This window comes from Rhodococcus sp. T7 (genome assembly GCF_009872365.1).
In the GTDB taxonomy this organism is placed as follows: domain Bacteria; phylum Actinomycetota; class Actinomycetes; order Mycobacteriales; family Mycobacteriaceae; genus Rhodococcus_F.
Window position 1 is genome coordinate 1 of record NZ_WXYH01000047.1, and the last position, 17,650, is coordinate 17,650.

Sequence of the window (17,650 nt, forward strand, 5' to 3'; positions counted from 1 at the left end):
CGAGAAGCCGAGAAGAAGATGCAGGCGATCCGCGTCGTCGCCACAGCACACAAAACTCTCGCCGACACCCGCGAAGAGTTCGCCCGCGCCGACGCCGCGAACAAGAAGGCGTTGGCCGACGCACTCGCCGTCGCGCGCAGCGCTGGGTTCAGCGAGGCCGATCTGAAACGGTGGCAGGCCGACGACAGCAAGCCCAGCCGACGCGGACCGCAGCGCCGGTCTCGCAAGACCGCACAGAAGGAACAGCCGGGGACCGCAGCGATCGGCACTTCACCCCAGCCGGCGGATGATTCGCTCGCCGCGTCGGCCTGATCAGTTCTCACGCCCGTGCCACTGACACCATGTGTCAGTGGCACGCTCATGTTCGTAACTTCGGGGGGGACCTTAATGAGCGATGTGACGCTCAACAGACAGGGCAAGCCAGCAGAAGGCCCTCGGATCGCCCGTGAGCGGATCGAGAAGCGCTGGTTCATCACACTTGTGGGGCCGCTAATAGGGACGGTGTTCGCCGCGAGTCTTGCCCCGGTCAAACCGGTGGAGGCAATTCTTGCTGCACTGAGCTTCTTCGTCATGGCAGCCGGCATGGTGAAGCTACTTCCGCCGCTGCGTCCATGGTGGAGTATCCGCGCTGAATTCGCTCGCGGATTTCGATGGCTGGGCCTCGGAGCGGTGCGGACTCGGGATCGGCAAATGCCGGTGCGTATGCAGTTGGTGTGGATTGTGCTCATTCCCATTGGTCTTGCACTTCTGCACATACTCGTCGCACAACAGATCTCCGCAGCCTTCCCCGTAGTCGATCCCGCAGAGCATGCCGCCCACCAAGAGAGGCGGGCGGAAGCGACAACTCTCGGCTTGTACGGCGCACTTGCCACCGCGTTCCTAGGTGCCGCCCTCACAGAGGAAATATGCTTCCGCAGCCTGCCGCTGATCGTGCAACGGTGGCGACCGAATGCAACGGTCCTCATCACGTTCACCGCGGTTACATCGACAGCTGTATTCGCGATAGCTCATTCAGAATTCGGCACCGCGAACGTAGTTTCAACGTTGATCAGCGGAGCGGTCTACGCGTCACTTGCCCTCTACACACGATCGCTCTGGCCATCGATCATGACCCACGGCATCTACAACGCGATCATCATGGTCGGCTGGGTGACGTAGACGCCCGCAGATACACCACACGGCGAGCGCCTCGATCCGGTCACGGGTCGAGGCGCTCGCCGCGTTACCGCTTGTGCTCGAGCTGTCAGACCCAGCCTCTACCCTCTCGGTAACAGCACCCAAGAGCTACCGAGCGGAGAACATATGGGCGTCACCGGCAGCATTCCTACGCTGCCCGGAATGCCCGAAACCCCGGCTGTTGCAGAGCTCGAGCAACTCACCCTGATCGGTCAGCCACAACCGGTTCGCGTTCCGGCACAGCTGTGGCGGTCCTGGCTCACCGAACCCACGATCGTCACCCGATTTGAGGCCAAATGCTATCGACGCAGCGGGAACCTGTGCACGCCATGGCTGGCTGGGGTCTCATCAACCGGACACGGGTCCTTTCGGGCCGCAAGTCTGCCCGGTGCGTCTCGACGCGGCACCGTGCCCGCCCATCTCTTCGCTTATCAACTCGAATACGGAGTCATCCCCAGATTGGGATGGTCGGGTGCCGATGATGCGGTGCTGTGTCATCAATGCGACTTCGCCGGATGCGTCAACCCGCACCACATGCGCCTGGGCACCAACGCCGTCAACCGCACCGAGTACCACCTGCGCCGACGAAACCTCGCGAGTCCACTCGCCGACGTCCGCGGTCCCGCCGGGCGCACCCGCGCTGTCGCCGCCGCCATCCGCGCCGGCCTCGCAAACGGTGACGATCCCGGCAGCATTGAGGAGCGGATCCGGTGGGCCGAAGCCGCCGGACTTCCCCTCACCCTCTGGTAACCGCCCGCATCGCCATCGACTACTCACCGGTGCGCGAATCCGCCGGGTCCGCTGATTTTCAGTTCAGGTTGAGTTCGGGTGCGGTGGCCAGGTATTCGATCTGCTCCAGCGTCACCGGCACGGTGGAGCCCCGGATGGGGGTGGTGCTGATGATGATCTGTTGGGTGGAGGGGAGGGTGATAGAGAAGTAGGCGCTGCCGGTATCGGGGTAAAACCCGCGGGTGATGGTGGACCCGTCCGCTGTCACGGTCGTGATGCGATCCGGGTCGATCTCGTTCAGGTACTCATCCTGCGGTGACGCCGCGGACTGACCGCTGACGACGACGATCTCCAAGCGTCCGTCCCCGCGAGCCGATGTCACGGTGACCACTTCGCAGACGTTGTCCTTACCGAAGTCGGTCAACCGGAGTGATCCGATCGGCCGATCCAGGATGAGGTCGCTGCTTCCCGGCATGCTCGCCCACCGCGCTTCGAGCGCACGGTCGAGCCGGGCCACTTTCTCCCGGGTCAGCTCCGGCCCGTTCCAATCGGTGAAGGCCCCGCAGGATGGCATCAATGGCACGGCCGGGATGACCGGCGCGGTCACCGTCAATGCCGGGGTGGTCACGATCGCGGTCAACTCGTCGAGGGTCAACGGGACCTGCCCGCTGCGCCGGCCGCCCGCCCTCGGATCGGTGTTGTCGGCGTCGCTGGCCGTAGCCATGATCCGAGTGCCGTCGGGAAGGTACGCAACGACTCTGCGTTCGAGGGTGCGTACACCGTTGACCTCGTACCAGGTATCCAGCGAGTCGAGCACCGTGCCGTCCGGGCGGGTGTCGCGTCGATCCAACGCCCCTGCCACGCACGGCAGGACCGGGCGGTCCCATGCCTGAACATCGACCGTCACGGTGCCGACGTAGCCGTCTCGGATCAGCGAGCCGCGAGCGTTGGTCGACCCGTTGAACAGGTCCGCATCCTCCTCCTGCGGGAAGGCGGAGGGGTCGACATCGGTGATCGGCTCGAACTGCAGAGACTGGCTTGGACTGGCGAAGACCAACTCCACCGAGTCCGGCAGCGCATCAACGGCGGCCTCTGTCATCGCCGCCGCCTTCGCCCCCGAGAACCACGGATACCTCGGGTTGTCGTAGCCCTGCGGACCGACGGTGGCGAAGGTGATGCGTTTCGGCTTCGAGGGCCGCTCGACCGCATCGCACCCCGGTATCCGCACCGGGTACGGCGCGGGTTCGGACACGTAGGAGTACGCGCGGTCGGCACCCGGCTCACCGGCCTCGTAGTCGTTCAGCAAGCCGGCCATCACGGTTCCGGCTGCAACGATCGCGACGATGACGACCACGTCGAACCACTTGCTGTCGCGCCATCTCCGGGCCTTGTCCTCGATCACAAGCGCCCCCTCATCGAGTCAAGATTCACGGTAACCCAACGACCTGGATCCTGGTTCCAACCGCGAGCAAGCCGCAATCCGACGATTTGTGCGTACTAAGAAATCCGGGCACGCCAATCCGTTGCTGAGTACTGTCCGATTCCACGGCGCACTGAGCCTGATCTTGAACGATCGCGGCAGGTAGACGCGACCTCGTACATTGAGGTCCGCGAGTGTGTACTGGCAAGTAACTAGCTCGCCCGTCTACCATCAGCCAGCACCGGTACAGGTGCGGTCTAGATCACAGATCTGTCGGCCTGCGAGCCAAATGTCTGTCACATTGAGTGATTGACTGGACTTGTCGAGAGGGGTGGCATGTGTGTCGTTTCCTATCGAACTAACTGCAGCGCTCACCGGCGCGTCCGTTAATCAGTTGCGGCGTTGGAGCCGAGCTGGCCTGGTTACGCCGGAGATTCGCCCGAGCCGGCCAATGCTCTACTCTTTCCGCGATCTCGTCGCGCTACGTAGTGTGTGCTACCTCAGATCTGAGGTATCTCTGCAGAAGGTCAAGACCGCATTCAGCAATCTGTCCGAGCACGATCTCACCGAGCACCCCGCTGCGTACCGATTCGCGACGGATGGCACGACCGTTGTCGTCTGGAACGAAGACCGTTTCATGGATCTAGTCAAGAATCCTGGTCAGTTCGAATTGGTCACGATCAACGACGTCTACCGAAGCTTCACCAATAGCTCGGATCGAGTCGTCTCCGACTTCGAGCATCCCCGCGAGAATCTCAGCGTCGCTCCCGATCGGATCGGCGGCTGGCCAACGATCCGTGGCACTCGGGTGCCGTTCGACACGATCGCGGATCTGGTCGCAGACGGCGACGTTACAGCCGACGAAGTACCCGACTTCTACCCCACGGTGTCACCCAGCGCCGTTGCCGACGCGGTGTCTTTCCAGGAGGAAGTAGAGGGCCTGGCAGGGTGAAGATCTTCATCGACGAATGCGTTAACAAGAAGATGATTGCTGCACTGTCCCTGATCTGTCCTCGGCACCAGTTCCTTGTCGGCGGGAGGGACACGGTGCCCGCCGTAAAGGATATTCCGCTCTTCGGTGAGGTCGCGGGACTCGGCGCCGAACTTTTCGTGACAACCGATGCCCGCCAGCTGATGGATCCCACACGCGGCGCTGAGCGAGCGGAATGTCGCGAACAGGGTCTCAGCTGGCTCGGGATCCCACGAGTCGCAGCAAGGGGCCGCCTAAGCCTGTACGGAGAAATGTCGAACTTGGTAGCTGGACTTGAGCTGATCGTGCGCGAAGTCGAAGCAAGCGCTTTTCCTCAGTTCTATCTGCTCAAGCGAGGCCACACGAAACTTGAGCTTGTCGTCCAGGATCAAGGCAAGGTCTAGCCCCGGGGCGCAGCCACCTGAGCCCATTGCTAGCAACAGTGTTGTTCAGCGATGTCGAATACCGCCAGGCCTATGCCGGACCGCGTGTGAGGAGAATTGATCCCAATATACGTCTGGGCACCAACGCCATCACCGCACCGAATACCACCTGGCGGCTGACAGCCGTTCCATCAGGACTCGTCTAACCATTTGTCAATGACGCGCCTCAATACCTCGGGCCGAAGGCGTTTGGTTTTTTCGATCGCGATGACGCGATCCTTGACCTTCGCTACCCACTCGGACGGAAAGTTGTACGGCAAGCGTTCGCTGGTCCGAGGAACCCGTACTGGGGTTCTGCGTAGCTCCTCGGTGGGGAACAAGTCGATCAACGACAACATCTGCCGGGGAGTGGGCGCAAGTGGTTTCCCAGCAATTCCCCAGTTCAAGACCGCATTTCCGGCGCTTTCCTCGCACAGCCCGTCCTTGTGCGCGAAATCGTGCCGGATTTGACACAGTTCGTAGAAGAACTCCGACTTTACATCGTTCTTGTCCCACGGTTGGCCATCACTATCAACTCCATGAGCGATTGCTAGTCGATCCCGATACACGTCCTCCCACATCGCAGCCACACTGCCGAACCATTGGCCGTACGCCATGCGATACAGCGGCGGGGGAGTGCCGCCACTGAACATCTCCGCGAAGACAGCGGCTTCATTTCCTGGAGTCATGATGGAAGGGGGAGCAGACATCAAGCTCGAAAGCATCGACATAGGAACTGTTCCAACCGTATCGGAGTCGACGAGCTTCATCGTCGACACATCCAGATGGTCACCGGGCGTATTGCCGTCGTCTTTGGATGTGCGCCACCCGACCACCCTGTTCGAAAGTACGTGACATGCAGTCAGCGTCAGCAGTAGAGCTACCCGGTAACTCTCAGCGAACTCGGCGATTACGTCATCAACGGACTGAACGCGCAGCGCAGGATCGGTATCCAACGTGGCCGCTACAGATCCTGCCGCATCACACAGCTCGCCTAGTGCATCCCGCAGTTCGCCATTCGACTTCGGAAGTTCGGGATTGCCGAGAACATCAAATTTGCGGAGCGCGGCCGCAAACGGCGCAACTGCTACAGCCAGCTCTCCTTCGGGCGCGTCACCTTCCAGCGCTTCGACCTGGTCCCCGAACAGCCCTTGCAGGGTTCCAACGATTCTGGCCATGGAGATGGCTGCCTCTCGGTCGACGGGCAGACCGCCACCAGTCAGCAGTTGATCCGTTGTCGCATGAACGGAGCGGGCATGCGCGAGCCAACGCTCGCGGCGATCGTGGAGTGCCATCCGTACAGCATAAGGATGCAGCACGGTTCGCCGCGCCGAACCGCAGGCCCGCCAATCACCCTCTGGCGGTTCTCAGTTCGACGCCCCTGTGCGCGTCCACGAACACGGGGCATGCGAAGAGGGTGTTCGGGGCTCGATGCCCCGAACACCCACCGGGAGCGTCATGACTAGGTGATGTCGATGTCCTCGGGCCGCAGCTCGCCGCTGATCACCTTCTCCACATTCGAGAGGGTGTGCCCGTTCTCGGTGAGCATCCCGAGGTATTCGCTCACGTACTGCGGCCGCGACCGCCACGCGTCCTTCGCCATCCGCGACTCCATCGCCGCGACGGTGAGCGCGAACGTGAGCATCCAGGCGCGGGACTCGCTGGCCGCCGTCGCGGCGGCCGCGATCTTCTTCTTCGCGTCGTATGCCGCCCAGGTCTTCTCACCCATCAACTCCGGCAGCAGATCGGATGAGTGGTACTCCGACAACTGATGCGGTGCGAGCGCGATCATCATCGCCGTCCACGTGGCCGCGTTCTTCGGGGGCTTGGTCGCCGACAACATCACCCGGATGAACTCGCGCCTCACGTCAGTAGCGGACTCAGCCAACTTGTTCAGCTCCCGTACCCGGCGACGCTGCACCCGCTTGGTCTCCTCCGCCGCCAGAAGGGCGGCCTCGCGGGCTTCCTCGTTCTCGGGCAACGGGTTGGTCGGGTTGAACCCGGCAAGTTGGATCGCCCGGTTGAACTGGTACCGGCCGCCGTTGACCGGGACCAGGCCGGCCTCCTCGGCACGCAGCACGTCGAGGAAGTAGAACTGCGGCACATACACGTCGCGATCCTCGACAGAGTTCGCGTGCCGCAGTCCTTCCTCAGGTTTGACGTCCGGGTCGTCGAAGGTGTCCCAGTCGATGTCGCCCTCTTCGACCGGTTCTCCGGATTCGACGTCGACGTACATCGTCTCGGTGGTCACCCACACACCCCACAGGTCCGGCCGTTGCCGCACCTGCTCCTCGGTGATGTGTGCGCGCGGGTCCGCCTCGGCGTCCTCGGCGGTGGCGATGTACCGCCAGTGGATCTTCGAGTCATCCTGGTAGCCGGGTTCTCCGTCGAGCACGGTGAATCCCGCGTCGGCGTACGGGGCGGTGCGTTCGACCCGGGTCGCTTTCTCCTGCCGGTCCGCCAGCAACGTGCGGGCCTGGTAGTCGAACGAGTTGCGATGGCATGACACCAATACCTGCACGGCCTCGGTGTCGCCGTCTGCCTCAATTATGTGGACAACTCGATGACAGCAAGTGATGAGAGGACAAGGCCTGGTCGTACCATCGCTAGTGCACGGAACTGCAAAGAAAGCAAGCCGCCTGAACTTCTCACGAACAGCACAGCGCCTTCACAGAGGACCCCCACCGCGCCCCCGGTCCGGCGCTCTGATGTCAGGTTCTGATCGTCCACTCAGATTGATGCAGAGCGCCCCTGACATGACGATTTGCGGCATTGTCGGACGTGTTCGTAGAATGTGTTCAATCGTTCGGCCCGCCCCGGTTCCGGGAGCGGGCCGGATTTATATTCAGCGGTGTGACTACACCGGTGAAGCCGTTCCTCTCGATCAACGATCAGCTCGTACGCATCAAAGGCCGCGGGATGACGGTTGATGACGAGGACCAAGCTCGTCGCTGGCTTGCAGCCATAGGGTACTACCGCCTCAGCGGGTACTGGTATCCCTTCCGGGCACCGAACTCGGTCGGCACCGGTCTGACGGACCGATTCCTGTCAGGAACCTCGTTCACCGAGGTCGTGCGACTGTACGAGTTCGATCGACACCTCAAGACCTTGCTCCTCAGCGGCCTGGAGCGGATCGAGGTCGCCATGCGCAGCCAGATCGGTTATGTCCTCGGTGCACACGACCCTCAGGCGTACAAGAACGTCGCCCTGTTCCGGTCTACCTTCAACCACGGCAGCTGGAACAGCACGGCAAGTAACAGAATCGCCCGTGCTCGCGGCCGAGACAAATTCGTCGACCACCACGACCTGAAATACGGCGGCCAGCTTCCGATCTGGGTTCTCACCGACGTCCTCGACTTCGCCGACATCTCGAAACTGTTCGAAGCCATGACGTCCGCCGACCAGCGGGCGGTCTCCGATTGGTTCGACCTCACCAGAGACCCGAACATCTCGAACAACCAGAAGAAGAAGTGGAATCGCCGGCCCCCACTCGCCAACTGGCTCGAACACCTGACCGTCGTACGCAACATCTGCGCCCATCACGGCAGACTGTGGAACCGGCAACTCACCCCCGTCGGTACACGAGCCACGTCCCACTTGCCTGGCTTCGACGGTGTCCCGCACGACCAAGCCGAGCACGTCTACATGACGATCTGCATCACCGCGTTCCTGCTCAACACGACCTCCCCAGGCAACACCTGGTCACAGAAGGTGGCGAATCTCGTCCACCACACCTTCACGCACTTCCGGCACCGCACTGTCGAAGAGATGGGTTTCCCGAGCAACTGGGCAGAGCTACCTCAGTGGGCTGGGAAAATCTCATAGCCGTCCCGGAGAAGGTTGCCTCGACCCCTGGGGCGTCGAACGTCGTGGCCTCACGAAGCTACGCACCGCTGACGACCTGACTGTCGGGCGCTACACGTAACATGCTTTCATGTCTGGTTGCACAGCGCCTATCTACGGCCACCGCACGGCGAGCGCTGCCGCCAACTGTCCGGCGTGCCGGAACAGATCGTCTCGCCGTCCCTCCTACTCCTATTCTCCGCCGGTCCCCTCGTACCGGGGTGGCGGTGGTGGCTCGTCGGCGGGCGGTGCATCTTCCGGCAGAGACGGGTCGTTCAGCGGCGGGAGATCGCGCCGTACACGTGGCGGGGGCTCAGTCTCGTATACCTCCGCCGAGTGGCGCTCCATCGAGCCCCTGGCCCGCAAGGCCGAGGAGCAGGCGCGCCAACACCCCGAGCGTCGCGACCTCTTCCTCTGCCACGCCTGGGAGGACCGGACCGGCTGCGCGGCTGAGCTATACGACCTCTTGAAGTCCAACGACGCGACGGTCTGGTTCAGTGAGAAGGACGTCGGCCTCGGCAAGTCGCTACTCCGCGAAATCGACAAAGGATTGGTTAGTTCCCGGATCGGCATCGTGCTGGTGACCCCGGCGCTGTTAAAGAGCCTGGCAGCCGAAGGAATCGCCGACAAGGAGCTCTCCGTGCTGCTCGCGACCGACCGAGTGATCCCCGTCGCCCACGGCACTACCTTTGATTCTCTCCGGGACGTTAGCCCCCTACTCGCCTCACGTTCTGGCCTAGACACCGCGGAGTCGTCGCTGGAGGAAGTCGCCGCCAAGGTCGCCGCCGCGGCGGCGGCTCTCGCCGAGGATGACGCCTGACAGACGGGCTCCTCGCTGGAAGACCTACGCCATGGTCGAAGCGCGGCCGACAACGCCGATGGCTGGGCTCATCTGTTGCCCTTGGATCGGTTGTGCAGCACGCAGAGCGTCTCGCAGTTGGCGAGATCTGATGTACCACCCTTCGACCAGGCGGCTCGAACTCGGCGATCATCCGACAGGGTGGTGAACAGCAGCCGTCCGATCGGATCGGTGGGGTCATAGACAGATCCACCGATGGCAATGGGGCTCCGTGGAGCGAGTCTGCAGGGAACATGGACCTTACAGAAGAGGGTGCCACCCCGCACGAACTTGGGTGGCACCCTCTGCTGCTTTGCCATGTGTCAGAAGCGAACCCCCAGTACCGACGCCAGGCACCACTTCATCGTATTGGTGCCGACCGGTCCGAGCCTGGGGAACCATGCCTTTGCGGCCGCCTTAGCTCCGGCGGGACCACCGAACATGAAGCCCGCAACCACCGGTGCCGCTGCGATTCCGAACCCACCGAGGCATCCAGCGAATCGCGCGGTGTCCGCCTTCCATCCGGCGCGTGCCGGGGTATGCGCGACGAGCTCGACGGCGGGAACAACCGCCGCCTCCCTGATCTGGGACGTACTCACAGCTGATGCTGTATGTCCCGCCTGGATGACGTTGCCCTTGGCGGCAATCCCCGCCACCAGGGCCAACGCGATGAGTGCAGCGAACGCTGCGTAAACCACGATCGGCACTCGAATTCTGGTTGCTGTCGTGGAACTTGTAGATCTCATGAGCCCTTATCCCTCCACCAGTGGACACGATCTGAACCACCCCGCGAACCCGCTCGACTCGCCCTTTCGTAGTAATTTGTTGCGTATTCGCTGCAGGAACATTAACCGACCGCGGAGCGTTACGCAAGAACAGACTAGAAAATTGGAGCGAAGAAATGGCAGTAGGACGACCGAGTACGGAAGCCCAGATCAACGAGGTATGCAAGCATGCGGGGGTAGAGCGCGATACCGTACAAAATTTCTTCAACCGACCAGGCTTGCTGTCACCCTCGACGCGCCAGCGGGTGGCGAGCGCCGTTGCAGCAACGGGTTATCGCCCAGCCCGCAGAACCAGGGGTTCACTGAGCGGCGTGCGGATAGGCTATGAATTGCCGCGCTCCTGGACGACCCCGTCGCCTGTGATGCTGGAGCAGTTCGAAGCACTCGTATCTGAGGTCCAGGATCGTCGCGGCCTCGTCGTGCCCTTCGTTGTGCAGCCCGAGGTGCCGGGAGTGAACGACGTCGGGGGCGGCTCGGCGGCGGAACGGGATGACCCGGGGCTTCGCCTCGACGGTTGGCATCGCGAATACGCCCGCACTCTCGCACTGCCGACGTATCACGAAGCAATGAAGGCCCATAAGTTGCGCGCCTTTGTTGTCAACGATCTACAGGTCGACGATCAGCGTCTAGCCGGACTACGCAAGGAGGGGGTCGCGTACGTCGCGTTGGGCCGGCCTCGTGGATCCGACGAGGACATGCAGCACCCACATGTAGAAAACGATAATGCCCGCGGCATAATCGAAATGATTAACCTGATGGAAGAAGCGGGATGCGTGCAATTTATGCATCTCGGATTTGACGACGACGGAAGCAACGTTCCACCAGCACGTCGCGATACTATTTCAGACCGCCTCGGCACCATCCCACAAAAGCGCATTCACTATCAAAATAGCCTTCACCCCCATCGCTCGGAGGTTGAATCGACCGCACGTTGGATTAGTGAGCATGCCGGTGCCGATGCCATTTTGTGTGACAGTGATGCCATTGCATACATAGCCCATCAAGCTGCGACGTTGGCGGGCCGAGGAACTACGAGAAGCAAGCTGACCCCTCGGGATCATGATCACAAGCCCCTTATGCTCGCCGGTAACGATAATTCTTTCTACCGAACACTAGTCGAACCTGATCAGCAGTGGATGACCATGCAAGGCGATAAGATTGGTCTGATGCGTGCCGCTGTCGACCTTCTAGAAAGCCGCCTGAGCGGCAAGGATGAGAACGCGGCAATTTTGATGCCGCCGGAAATTGTCGGCGCGCCAGGAAGGCCGTCGGACGCAATTACGAAAATTGCGTGAACGTGCAGACCACCCTGCACCGCTACTGGATACGAAATATCAGAAGTGAACCGCCGGGCGACCCGCGTCCAGTATTCGTGCGTCTTCACTTCGGTAAGAGAGGGGCAGAGGCATATCCGCCCGATTCTCGGCGAGTACTACCGCCCCCCCCCGAGACCGCCGTGAGGTCGCTGAGTTCAGATCTGACCAGTGGGCCTACCTCTTTCACCTGGACGTCAACCCTCGCCGCGACGGGTGCGCCGGGTGGGGGTACCCGTCCCGATTCCTTAGAAATGAGACGCCACCTGGACCGTATCCGGATCCGATAAGCACCCAGGGTAGAGGCGTCTCACAAGTTGATTCCACAATTGCGTGTCACAACCTTCGTGCAGACCTGACTTTCAGGACGCTTTTCGGAGATGGACTTGGGGTACGCGCGGGTATCGACCTGGCCGACAGGGTTCCGGTACCGCCCCCGACGTCGCACACCATGCCCGGACACGACGGCACCGATTGCTGCGCACCGCTGCGGCATTCGGGGTGTGCACCATTAACCGCCGCACCGGGAAAGTCCGCATGACCCGGGTCGGCAAGACCTTGCACCGCGAAACACCCTGCGTTCATGCACGACTGGGCCGTCTACATGGGACTGCGCTCGACCGCGGACGCCTGGACGGGTCTGGTGACCAGCGTGCGGACCGGCGAGCCAGGCCTTTCCCCAGGTCATGGCGCCTCGGTGTGGGAGTGGTTCAGCCAGCACTCCCGACGAGGAGCAACTGTTCGCCGGCTCCATGCGTGCGATCGCGGTGATGAACGCAGAGGTGATCGCCAAGACGTACCCCTGGCCACACAGCGGAACGGGTGCCGGCGCGCCTGGCGATCTCCGCGGTCGCCATCGTGCGTTCACCGACGATACCGGCAATGTCGAGTTCGGCGACGGCCGCGATGTGTGATGGCCAACCCTGCGGTCAGCTCGAGCAGCGTGGACTCGGGGGGTCGGGGCGTCGGCGAGCTGATGCAGTCGGCGCTGCAGGGCCCGCATCATCACAACAACTGGACGAGGTGGGTCCGCCATGCATCGATGGTAGACAGCTGAGGGGATGATCGACCCGAGTTTGCCGAACGCCCGGGACCGTCACCTTCGGTCAACCGCACGACCTCGCGATGGCCACGCAATCTGTCTCAACTAGGTGGAATTGCCGTCAGCGCATCACGGAAGCGAACGACATCGGGCGCGTGTGCATAAGGATCACACCGTACACCAGGTGAATGAAAGTCGCGGCTTGTCGCTTATACGGGAGGATCACGCGATCCGAACCCGGTCCTCGACCGGCTGAATGGTCAGGGGCATAACGTCGCCCTAGCTGGTTTTGGAGACAAACTTGCTCACGGCACCCAGAACACCCCGGTCCCCGCTATGATCTCCTGCCCGGTAGTCATCGAGGCAGTCACCGGTCCCGCACCCGTGAATACGCTCACCGACTCGTTGTACGGGACAGTCAGCACCCCAGCGGCTCCCGTCGTTAGGTTTCTCCAGTGCATCCAGTAGGTGGCTTCGCTATTGGGTGAGATGACTGGGAAGGTGACGGTGCCGGGTTGCTCACCTGCTATTGCCGTCGGGGTACTGGCGCACAAGTCAAGGATCCAGCCACAACCCGTAAACAGGCCGGTGCTCCAGACGAGCGGAATCTGAAACCTATTCACCGTTGGCTCGGCTGCGGCCTGAGGGGTCGTGCCGACCACGGGTGCGAGTGTGAGACTCGCGGCGACGAGAGTGACACCGAGAGCTCGCTGGACGGTGAACATCGAAGTGCTCCCTTTTGTTTGTGGCCTCATGCTACGAGGAAGATTCCGTGAGCGCTGATGCACTTGGGTTCATGACCGGCGCCTCCGTCCCGACGAGGTGGAAGCTGGCCCGCCCGACATCCAGCGGCGGGCCGCCTCGCGCCGAACTACTTCTGCCCTGTACCTCCGCAGGCTGAGCAGTTCACCCAGTTCCCGAAATCACTGTGCCCCCCGCTTCCATTGCAGCGTGGACACGTTGCGCGAAGAACTTTCCTCAGAATCAACATTTCTCACCTCTGTAGTGGTGCAGGAACTCCAATGCTGACATTCGCAGAGCTTGAAAACAGTCCTCCGAACGTGGGACATATCGACGCTGGACATCCGGACACGTCAGGACGATCGAGATCTCGCGCCGCACCGGAGCGCCTGCCGGCGCAGATTTGTTGGGAGAACCGAGGCATCCGAGATGCGAGTTGTACAGCCTCCCAAGGGCACACATTCTAGGCGCGGCGAAATCTCGCGGGTCACCACTACCGCATCAACCAACGTCTTCCCAGCTTTCCGCCTCGAGTGTTGGGATCGTGCGGGCGCACGCTCCACATCCGATGCGCCGGCGCCCGATCGGGACGGCCGTCCGGCAGAAATCCCAGCGCATATCCAGTGGTGCCCGGCAAAACTGCTGGTTCTTTGTGTTTCGTACGGTAGGCAGATCGGCAGTTGCGATCGGCTATCCCTGGGAGGAGCTCGTAGCAGTCGAGACGGTCACCTCTCGACGGTGAAGGTTGTCTGTGCGGTCAGGCCGGTGACGGCATCGGTGATCTTGATGGTGTATTCGCCGGGGTGGTCGGCTCGAAATTTGAAAATGCCCCCGAAGCTGGAACTGTAGCCGCCCGAGCACTGGGCGGTCTTGACGTCGTCGAAAAACTGCTGCGGACCGTCGATCGAGACGACTACCTGACAGAATTCGGTGTTGATTTCGCGGTCGTCCCCGGTGACTGCCGTCCACTTGTACGTGATATCGGCGTGGCCTTCGTCGTTCAGCTTGTATTGGTACGGTCCGACCTTGCGGCCCACGAATACCGGCTCAGTCAGTTTGTTGTCCATCTCGAAGCGCTCGATATCAAATACCTCATCCGGCACTGCGCTCACGTCGACCGCATCACCACCGCGGGCACGGATGACGACGGAGGCGGAGTTCTTCCCGGTGAACTCCCCACCGAGCCCCGTGACCGCGGAGGAGAGCAGCGAAGCGCTCTTCGGCAACGACGCCAAACCCTGCAGCTTCGTGCCGATCATCTCGCGGCCGCTCTCGGACAGTCCGAGCGCCGACGACTCCACCACACCACCCCCCAGAGCGGTGGTGCAGTCGAGGAGAGTGCGACTCATCTCGCCGACCTGCGTATCGGAAGCCCCGGCGACCGCAGACAGTGCGAAGTTCGTGTCCGCGCACCCGGCGAGATCCTCCGCGGTGAACGGGTTGGCGGCCTCGAGCCACTCGTTCCCGCCCCACAGCATCGACGCACCGTGCATGCCGATGTCGACCAGCGTCATCGCTGCCTGAACCCGCATGTCGACCTTGCGCGGGACGTCCTGCGGGTTGAACGTGAGTTCGGATGTGCCGAGCGGTAGCAGTAGCGTCCCGTCGTCGACGTCGGAGCCCAGGAGAGACGCGTAGACCGCGGTGTTCGCCACCGCGGAGGCGGTCAGATCAGTGAGCTCGTGTCGTTCGACCGGTGCGGGCACTGACCGGACGATCCAGCCGAGAGACGAGTTCGAGTGCAGCGACAACACAAGATTGCCGTTTCGTTCGGACAGGCATGGCCAGACGACCTGCTCGTTCGGGGCGGTGGTCTCGTAGGTGACGGCACCGATCGTGACGACTTTGCCGTAGCAGGAGGGGGCATCGACCTTCGTGCTGAGGAATCCGGCGACGTTGTCGCTGATCTTTTCGCGCAGCCCCGATAGGTCGATCTTGCCGGGGTAGAAATCCGATAGATGTGTTGTGGTCGCCGTCAGGGTGCGCGCATCAGGATCCCAGCTCGCCGGCAGTAGCTCGGAGATATCTGGATTCGACTTGCTGATCGCGACGAGAACAGGATCTATGTCGGCGCCCAGGCCATCGAATGTTGTGTCACCGGGCGGGATCTCGAACGTCAACGTGAGTGGGGTTTTCGGCTGTAGGTCGTCTCCGAGCGCAATCGACACTCCACCCTGGGTGGAGGACAGTGACGACGCCGACCCCGGGGCGAGATCGGGCGCCGGCGTTATGACCAGAGGGGTGTCGGCCGCGGCGATCCCGCTATCACCAGTCGCAGTGACTGCGGTTCCGCCGACGTGTGCGGTCACGGACACACCGAGGCCGGTGACCTGCGCCTGCACCGCGCGCGGATCCGCGGCACTCTCGGAGCGAGCGGATGCCGTTACGGTTTCGTTGGTTCCGCATGCGGTGAGTGAAAGGGCGAATACTGCGAACGCGATAAGGGTCGGGACGACACGTCGACGCGACATTCTGGCTCCCCTCCGAGAGTGTGGCGCGAGGAATCGGAATCTACACGACCCCACCGGACATTGCGGACGTGGGAGGGATCGAGCGGCCGCAAACTCCGCGACGTCAGAGCCTACCCACGCGGATGTAATCGATTGTCGGAAACGGGTCGCGGGCGCGGTCCGGCGGCCACGGTGAGTGGCGCGGCTCGGCGGGGCGAGGACCTGAGCGGACGGGCGACTTTGCTGCGGTGTCGTTGTCGTCACCTTAGTTGTCCTCACCCTAGGCAAGCCGGACACTTCTCATCGACCGCGCCGATGATCGAACCCTCGATAACCGGTGGCGTCCACTTGACCCGGATCCTTCGATCGCCCCGGCGAGCGAAGATCGTCACCGCGGCGAAGATCAGTCCCTCACGGGGTCGGCGCGGTGGATGTGATGGGGCTCTTCGCCGTCACCACCGTCTCCGACTTCAAATCATGGAAGCCCCGGCCCTCAGGGCTACTGCTGATGGTGACCAACAGGTAGATACCCGCTCCGATGGTCGCGGTGGAGCCCAGCAGTGACGCCGCGCCCCCGGCAGCGAGACCGGTGAACGCGGTCCCGATCGATGTGCTGCCGGTACTGGCGAAGAGAGCGAGGGAACTGACGAGCGAACCGAGGTACATCGGGATGAGGAATGCATTGCGTGTGACCGATTGGGTGAGGGTTGGGCGGCCGTTTCCGGTCACGCTGACGACTCGGAGACCGAGGATGCGTTTCCCGAGGGTGTATCCGACGAGGTGGTCGGACAGTACGAAGTAACTGATGCTCGCGATGGCGATGGTGATGCCGAGCAGTGCTGTCAGGATGCGATAGAGATTCCAGTGGACCATGTCGAGGAAAACGGCAGTCGCAGCTGCGCTGACCAAGGAGAAGATCACAGTGACGAGGACAAGATCGATCAACTTGGCGAGGAAGCGGTTCGCGGCGCTGGCTTGGGTCACAGGGGTCATGGAACTTCCTTGAAGGTTCTCGGCCGACGGAATGTTCGCCGCCGATGCGTCGCCGACGGGAGTGATGCGGTGGTGGGGCGGTGTGTTGTTCCGGGCGGCGGCTGTCGTGTGCTGCGCGTCGGAGGAGCCCGACTGGGTGGTGCGGGCTTGGAAGTGAGTTTGGGGCGAGGTTCTTTCGTGCGAGGAACACCGCGACAGTGACGGCGATTACGGCGGTCACATCACCCCGATGAAGGCAACGACTGCCCAGGCCGTCATACCCTGATGGCTACGATGCCGCTATCGGTGCGGCCGCAGGGCCGTGCATTGAAATGTACTGATTGCGGCGCAATGCGTCTGTCCATCAAACGGACGACCTGGAATCCCCCTCAATCAGACGACACACCACTGAGAGAGCATGCCGCGATCGAACCCGCAATGGCTGCCCGCGAACCAGACTGTGGTCACACGCCATATGCGGTTTGGCCCGTGCGGAAACGAGCAGGGGCACTGCGGCGGTGGCGCTAGAGCGTAACGTCGACTGCGTCCGTCGACTGGGAGATACCAGTCAATGGCACCGAGACGCTACTGTCGCATCCACACGTCCGGAGTTCGGACGCACACTGCCGGAAGAGGGGGATGGATGCTGACGCCTGCAAGGCAGCCTGACTCGTCCGCCGAGGGACCGACACCGGTCGGCGCCGGCGACCACCGCACTCACTCTGGTCCAGCGATGCGCATCGGCGTGGTCGAGGATCATGAGTCAATGGTTCTCGGTCTCGCTGCAATGCTGTCCGGTCAGGTCGATCTTGATCTCGTCGCGAGTGCAGCAACGGTCGATGAGTTACTCGCGCAGACCACTGACCTGGACCTCGCTGTGCTCGATCTGCGCCTGGCCGATGGGTCTTCGCCGATATCGAATGTTGATCGGTTGCGGACCGAGGGTGTC

Annotated in this window: 16 protein-coding genes and 1 pseudogene; 10 read left to right on the plus strand and 7 right to left on the minus strand. The window is 62.3% G+C overall.

All coding sequences use genetic code 11. From position 1 onward, the window contains the following. The 3 genes from MLGJGCBP_RS07115 to MLGJGCBP_RS07125 form a co-directional block, all read left to right on the plus strand. Positions 1 to 312, plus strand: a 312-nt coding sequence (locus MLGJGCBP_RS07115) for a hypothetical protein (protein WP_160094588.1), incomplete at its 5' end; no start/stop codon positions are given. A 75-nt stretch (positions 313 to 387) separates the two neighbouring features. Then, a complete protein-coding gene (locus MLGJGCBP_RS07120) occupies positions 388 to 1,158 on the plus strand; it encodes a CPBP family intramembrane glutamic endopeptidase (RefSeq protein WP_160094589.1) in 771 nt (256 codons plus the stop codon). 144 nt (positions 1,159 to 1,302) lie between these two features. Then, positions 1,303 to 1,926 carry a hypothetical protein gene (locus tag MLGJGCBP_RS07125; protein WP_201452985.1) on the plus strand — a complete coding sequence of 208 codons (624 nt, stop codon included), beginning with the start codon at positions 1,303 to 1,305 and terminating at the stop codon, positions 1,924 to 1,926. A 58-nt stretch (positions 1,927 to 1,984) separates the two neighbouring features. Here MLGJGCBP_RS07125 and MLGJGCBP_RS07130 read toward each other — a convergent pair whose 3' ends face one another. Next, complete coding sequence (locus tag MLGJGCBP_RS07130) at positions 1,985 to 3,307, minus strand: hypothetical protein (protein WP_160094590.1); 1,323 nt, start codon at positions 3,305 to 3,307, stop codon at positions 1,985 to 1,987. 358 nt (positions 3,308 to 3,665) lie between these two features. Here MLGJGCBP_RS07130 and MLGJGCBP_RS07135 point away from each other — a divergent pair, with 358 nt between their 5' ends. Both MLGJGCBP_RS07135 and MLGJGCBP_RS07140 read left to right on the plus strand, forming a co-directional pair. After that, positions 3,666 to 4,277, plus strand: a complete 612-nt coding sequence (locus MLGJGCBP_RS07135; protein WP_160094591.1) for a DUF433 domain-containing protein — start codon at positions 3,666 to 3,668, stop codon at positions 4,275 to 4,277. Beyond that, positions 4,274 to 4,699, plus strand: coding sequence for a hypothetical protein (locus MLGJGCBP_RS07140; RefSeq protein ID WP_160094592.1), 426 nt, complete (start codon positions 4,274 to 4,276; stop codon positions 4,697 to 4,699). Before MLGJGCBP_RS07135 ends, MLGJGCBP_RS07140 begins: the two co-directional genes overlap by 4 nt. Positions 4,700 to 4,869: 170 nt before the next feature. Here the strand turns inward: MLGJGCBP_RS07140 and MLGJGCBP_RS07145 are convergent, their stop codons facing one another. Next, positions 4,870 to 6,012, minus strand: a complete 1,143-nt coding sequence (locus MLGJGCBP_RS07145) for a hypothetical protein (protein ID WP_160094593.1) — start codon at positions 6,010 to 6,012, stop codon at positions 4,870 to 4,872. A 167-nt stretch (positions 6,013 to 6,179) separates the two neighbouring features. Next, positions 6,180 to 7,226 carry a hypothetical protein gene (locus MLGJGCBP_RS07150; RefSeq protein WP_236580959.1) on the minus strand — a complete coding sequence of 349 codons (1,047 nt, stop codon included), beginning with the start codon at positions 7,224 to 7,226 and terminating at the stop codon, positions 6,180 to 6,182. Between the two features lie 272 nt (positions 7,227 to 7,498). Here MLGJGCBP_RS07150 and MLGJGCBP_RS07155 point away from each other — a divergent pair, with 272 nt between their 5' ends. Then, positions 7,499 to 8,542 carry an Abi family protein gene (locus MLGJGCBP_RS07155; RefSeq protein ID WP_236580961.1) on the plus strand — a complete coding sequence of 348 codons (1,044 nt, stop codon included), beginning with the start codon at positions 7,499 to 7,501 and terminating at the stop codon, positions 8,540 to 8,542. 109 nt (positions 8,543 to 8,651) lie between these two features. Then, positions 8,652 to 9,380 (plus strand): toll/interleukin-1 receptor domain-containing protein, encoded by a 729-nt coding sequence (locus MLGJGCBP_RS53150; protein WP_160094595.1) that lies wholly within the window; start codon positions 8,652 to 8,654, stop codon positions 9,378 to 9,380. Between the two features lie 341 nt (positions 9,381 to 9,721). Here the strand turns inward: MLGJGCBP_RS53150 and MLGJGCBP_RS50365 are convergent, their stop codons facing one another. Beyond that, a complete protein-coding gene (locus MLGJGCBP_RS50365; RefSeq protein ID WP_201452988.1) occupies positions 9,722 to 10,105 on the minus strand; it encodes a hypothetical protein in 384 nt (127 codons plus the stop codon). Positions 10,106 to 10,299: 194 nt separating this feature from the next. Here MLGJGCBP_RS50365 and MLGJGCBP_RS07170 point away from each other — a divergent pair, with 194 nt between their 5' ends. Then, positions 10,300 to 11,478, plus strand: coding sequence for a LacI family DNA-binding transcriptional regulator (locus MLGJGCBP_RS07170; RefSeq protein ID WP_160094596.1), 1,179 nt, complete (start codon positions 10,300 to 10,302; stop codon positions 11,476 to 11,478). A gap of 770 nt (positions 11,479 to 12,248) precedes the next feature. Then, positions 12,249 to 12,410, plus strand: a complete 162-nt coding sequence (locus tag MLGJGCBP_RS07175; RefSeq protein WP_160094597.1) for a hypothetical protein — start codon at positions 12,249 to 12,251, stop codon at positions 12,408 to 12,410. Between the two features lie 433 nt (positions 12,411 to 12,843). Here the strand turns inward: MLGJGCBP_RS07175 and MLGJGCBP_RS07180 are convergent, their stop codons facing one another. The 3 genes from MLGJGCBP_RS07180 to MLGJGCBP_RS07190 form a co-directional block, all read right to left on the minus strand. Next, complete coding sequence (locus tag MLGJGCBP_RS07180; RefSeq protein WP_160094598.1) at positions 12,844 to 13,263, minus strand: hypothetical protein; 420 nt, start codon at positions 13,261 to 13,263, stop codon at positions 12,844 to 12,846. A gap of 741 nt (positions 13,264 to 14,004) precedes the next feature. Next, positions 14,005 to 15,588 (minus strand): hypothetical protein, encoded by a 1,584-nt coding sequence (locus MLGJGCBP_RS07185; protein WP_201452989.1) that lies wholly within the window; start codon positions 15,586 to 15,588, stop codon positions 14,005 to 14,007. 552 nt (positions 15,589 to 16,140) lie between these two features. Continuing rightward, positions 16,141 to 16,722: an RDD family protein gene (locus MLGJGCBP_RS07190; protein WP_160094600.1), complete on the minus strand. Its 582-nt coding sequence runs from the start codon at positions 16,720 to 16,722 to the stop codon at positions 16,141 to 16,143. A gap of 712 nt (positions 16,723 to 17,434) precedes the next feature. Between MLGJGCBP_RS07190 and MLGJGCBP_RS07195 the strand changes: the two are divergent. After that, positions 17,435 to 17,650, plus strand: a pseudogene (locus MLGJGCBP_RS07195) (DNA-binding response regulator); the annotation flags it as partial.